General features: G+C 77.2%; 2 protein-coding genes and 1 pseudogene. 1 reads left to right on the top strand and 2 read right to left on the bottom strand.

Annotation, left to right across the window (positions count from 1 at the left end):
• Window positions 1-535 (bottom strand): annotated as a pseudogene (locus tag ACFXA3_RS37395) (hypothetical protein); the annotation flags it as partial.
• 156 nt (window positions 536-691) lie between these two features.
• Window positions 692-1,189: a hypothetical protein gene (locus ACFXA3_RS37390; protein ID WP_385194840.1), complete on the bottom strand. Its 498-nt coding sequence runs from the start codon at window positions 1,187-1,189 to the stop codon at window positions 692-694.
• A gap of 355 nt (window positions 1,190-1,544) precedes the next feature.
• Between ACFXA3_RS37390 and ACFXA3_RS37385 the strand changes: the two genes are divergently transcribed.
• Entirely contained in the window at window positions 1,545-4,112 is a 2,568-nt protein-coding gene (locus ACFXA3_RS37385) for an AAA family ATPase (RefSeq protein WP_385194837.1), read from the top strand.
• Window positions 4,113-4,117 lie beyond the last annotated feature (5 nt).

Genomic DNA, 4,117 nt, shown 5'->3' with positions numbered 1-4,117 from the left:
CCGCCGCCCCGGCGGCGGTCCCGGGCGTCGGCGGCCCGGCCGGCTCCGTGGCCCCTTCGACGGCGTGCGCCAGCAGGGTGCGTACGCTCTCCGGCCCGGCCCCGTAGGAGAGCGTGGCCATCACCCCCGGCCCGTGCAGGGCGTACCGCACCTCGCCGCTGTCCCCCTCGGCGGCCGGCAGCGCGTCCCCGCCCGCGACGGGCAGGGTCGGGACGTCCGCGCGCGGCGGGGCGCCCGCGAGGGGTTCCAGGTGCAGGGTGTCGGCGCGGTCGGCCACGGCCCGCGGCCCGGAGCACCGGGCCTGGGTGCCGGCGTGCCCGAGGTAGAGGGTGGGCAGGTCCAGGCGCAGGCAGGCCCCGGGATCCCGGTCGAGGTCGACGACCCGCCAGTCCGCGGGGAGGGTCAGGTGCAGACCCCGGTAGTCGACGGAGCGCCCGCCGTCCGCGGCGAGGGCGGCCGGGAGGGGCGTGAGGGAGGCGAGGGGCAGGAGCAGGAGGGCGCCGAGGAGGCCGCGGAGCGGCGTTCGGGTGGGCATGGGGCCCACTGCTACACCGCGCTCCCCGCGACCGCGGCGCGACGCCCCGCGGATGACCCCGTCCGGCCGACAGGGCGCGTGCCCGTGGCCGGGCGGAGCGGTGCGCACCCCCACGGTGCACCGTCCCGCCCGGCCGGACGGGTTCCGTCCGGCGGGTCAGCAGTCCCGTGCGCCGGCCGGGGGCTTGAAGACGGCGTCCAGGACGCCGTCGCGGTCCACGTCGATCAGCACCCAGTCCAGCGTCGAGTCCTTGGCCGGCAGCCGCAGGCTGTGCGGCAGGTCGCTCTCGACGAGATCCCGGCCCACGTAGGCGACGGACAGGACGCCGCCGCAGCCCGAGGGCGCCGGGGGCAGGCTGCCGTCGACCTTGCCGTCCGCGGGGCCCACGGCGAGGGTGAGCGTACGGATCGGGGTGTAGGTGAACTTGTAGCCGGCCGAGTCGGCGGAGTGGGTCATGTCCACCCGGAAGAAGCCGAGCTTCACCGGGACCGGTTCGCAGGGCGGCTGGGTCTTCACCAGCCGGAGGTACAGCCCGTCGTCCACCAGGAAGAGGGCCTGGGAGTCGGCGCGGTCGCTGCTCTTGAGTCCCTTGAGGTAGTCGGTCAGGGCGTGGGCGTCCAGGCCCGTGGTCGAGGTGCACGGGAGGGTCGGCACGGGGGCGGGGGCCGCCGAGGGGATGGTGCCCGACGAGGCCGGGGCGGAAGCGGAAGCGGAAGGCGAAACCGAAGCGGAAGGGGAAGGTGACGCGGAGGCTTTGGACCGTGCTGCCCCGCCCCTGATGTCCGCCCCCGCCCCCGCGCCTGAGCAGCCCGCGAGGACGAGAGCGGAAAGGGACAGGAACGCGCTGGCGCGCAGGCGTAATCGACGCATCGGGACTCCCAACGGGCAGGACCGGAACCTCTTCGATGCTGACAGCCGGGCCGCGCGGGCGGCATCCGTAGAACCACCTACGTAGCCGGTACGTATCCCCGGCGCCGAAGGCGGGTACCGGTTCCTGGGGGGAGGCACCATGGTGGACAGGACTCCGCTGGTCGGCCGGGGGGCCGAACTCGACCGGCTGGACGCGGTGATCGGTGCGGTGGTCGGCGGGGCGGAGGGCGACGCTCCGGGCGTGGTCGACCTCACGGGACCGGCGGGCATGGGCAAGAGCAGGCTGCTCACGGAGGTGTGCCGACGGGCCCGGGCCCGCGGCCTGACGGTGCTGCGCGGCCGGGCCACGGAGTACGAACGGCACATCCCCTTCCGGCTGTTCACGGACGCCTTCGCCGACCTGGACCCGGAGGCGGCGCGCGGGCAGGAGGCCGACCCCGCGGTGGCCCCCGTGCTGTACGGGACGACGGGCGCGACGGGACGGTCGTCCGCAGGCACGGACCGGGCCGCAGGCACGGACCGGGCCGCAGGCACGGACCGGGCCGCAGGCACGGACCGGGCCGCAGGCACGGACCGGGCCGCAGGCACGGACCGGGACCGCGGCCGCGCCCCGGGCCGGGACCCGTACGGCGGTTCGGACGGCGGTTCGGACGCCTTCGGCGGGCCGGAGGCGCCGGTGGACCGGTTCGTCGTGCACCGGGCGGCGGCGCGGATGCTCACGGCCCTGGCCCGGGACACCGGCGGCGGACGGCGGGGGCTGCTCATCGCCCTCGACGACCTGCACTGGGCCGACCCCGCCTCGCTCGAACTCCTCGACCACCTCGTGCGCCACCCGCCGCGCGGGCCCGTGGTCCTCGTCGTGGCCCGCCGGGACCGGCAGACCTCGGCCTCCCTCGCCGCCGCGCTCACCCGGGGCGTCGACACCGGTGCCGTCCTGCGGCTGGACCTCGGCCCGCTCCCCGAGCGGGCGTGCGTGGAACAGCTGGCGCCGGGACTGCCGGCCGACCGCGCGGGCCGGCTGTACGCCGCCAGCGGCGGCAACCCCCTCTACTTCCTCACCCTGCTCCAGGGCCAGTTCGCCGTCCCGGCCGTCCCGGCGGGCGGGCTCGGCGCGCTGCTGCTGGACGAGCTGACCCCGCTGACCGCCGCGCAGCGCCGTACCGCCGAGGCGGTGGCGGTGCTCGGCGACCAGGCCACCGCCCCCTTGCTCGCGCCGACCGCCGAGGTCGCCGGCCCCGGCCTGCTCGACGGGCACCTCGCCGTCCTGGCCGGCCGGGACCTGCTGCGCCCCGGCCCCGGCGGGAGCTGGTCGCTGCGGCATCCGGTGCTGCGGACGGTGGTCTACGAGAACACCGAGGCCCGGGAACGCACGGGCCTGCACCGGCGGGCGGCCGCCGCGCTGGCCGGGGCGGGCGCGCCGGCCGCCGTACGGGCCCATCACGTGGAGCGGGCCCTGACCGGCTGGGACCCGCAGGCGGCGGCCGCCCTGCTGGAGGCTGCGGAGCAGGCGCAGACCACGGCCCCCGCGAGCTGCGCGCACTGGCTCGGGGTGGTGCTGGGGATCCTGCCGGACACGCCGGAACACCGCGCCCGACGCCGCGGACTGCTGCTGCGGCGGGCCCGGGCGCTGAGCGCGTGCGGCGAGCTGCGCGCGAGCCGGGACCTCCTCACGTCGCTCGTCTCTCAGGTGGACGGCGCCGACCCGGACGACGGGCTGCGCGCGGCCGCCGTCACCCTGTGCGCCTCGGTGGAGCGCCATCTGGGCCGGTACGGGGAGGCGGTGGCGCTGCTGCGCCGGGAGCTGTCGCGCGCGCCCCGCCCGGCCGACGCGCTGGCGCTGGGGCTGGAGCTGGGCTCGTGCGCGCCGCACGTCCTGTCGTACGACGAGGTGCGGGAGGACGTGCGGCGGGCCTTCGGGCTGGCCCTGCGGCTGCGGAACGAGCCGGCCGCGGCGGGGGCGCTGACCACGGCCGCGCTCGGGGAGACGTACGGGGGTGACCCGGCGACGGCCCGGAGGCTGGCCGACCGGGCCGCGGCGCGGGTCGACGCACTGGCCGACCGGGAACTGGTGGACCTGTGCGAGCCGTTGGCCCGGCTGGCCTGGACGGAGTTCTACCTGGACCGGTATCCGGAGGCGGAGCGGCACGCGGACCGGGGGCTGGCGCTGGCCCGCCGGGTGGGCCCGCCGCACCTGCTGCCGCACCTGCTGGTGTGCAAGGCGGTCGTCCACATGAACACCTGCCGGCTGGAGTCGGCGCTGGAGCTCTCCGAGGAGGCCGAGAACATCGCGCGCGGCATCGGCAGCGACGAGCTCCTCGGCCTGGTGCTGGGCAACAAGGCCCAGGTGCTGATCCCGTTCCTGCCGCCGGGCGACCCCCTCCCGCTGTCCGTGGCCCAGGAGGCGGTCGAGCTGGCCGGGGTGCGCAGCAGCTGGTGGGCCTCGCTGGGCTGGTGCGTCCTGAGTTACGCGGCCCTGTACTGCGGGGACCACCAGCGGGCCCGGTCCGCGATGCTGCGGGCGGGCCGCGGGCCGGAGCTCACGGGCCTCCAGCCGTCGATGCGCCCGCTGTTCCTGGAGGCCCTGGTCACCGCGGCCGTGGCGGCCGGGGACCTCCAGGAGGCGGAAACCTTGGGGGGCCCGGCCGCCCCCGAGCAGGGGAAGATACAACAAGACCGACCCCCCAGAACCCCAGCTGAGAGGGGTTGAGTGAG

Source organism: Streptomyces sp. NPDC059456, from assembly GCF_042750055.1.
Taxonomy (GTDB): Bacteria; Actinomycetota; Actinomycetes; order Streptomycetales; family Streptomycetaceae; genus Streptomyces.
Note: the sequence above shows the minus strand (reverse complement) of the source record. Positions and strands in the feature narration are given on the sequence as shown.

Bases quoted from the DNA above. Each gene is read 5' to 3' on its own strand.
- ACFXA3_RS37385 (WP_385194837.1), top strand. From the start codon at position 1,545: ATGGTGGACAGGACTCCGCTGGTCGGCCGGGGGGCCGAACTCGACCGG.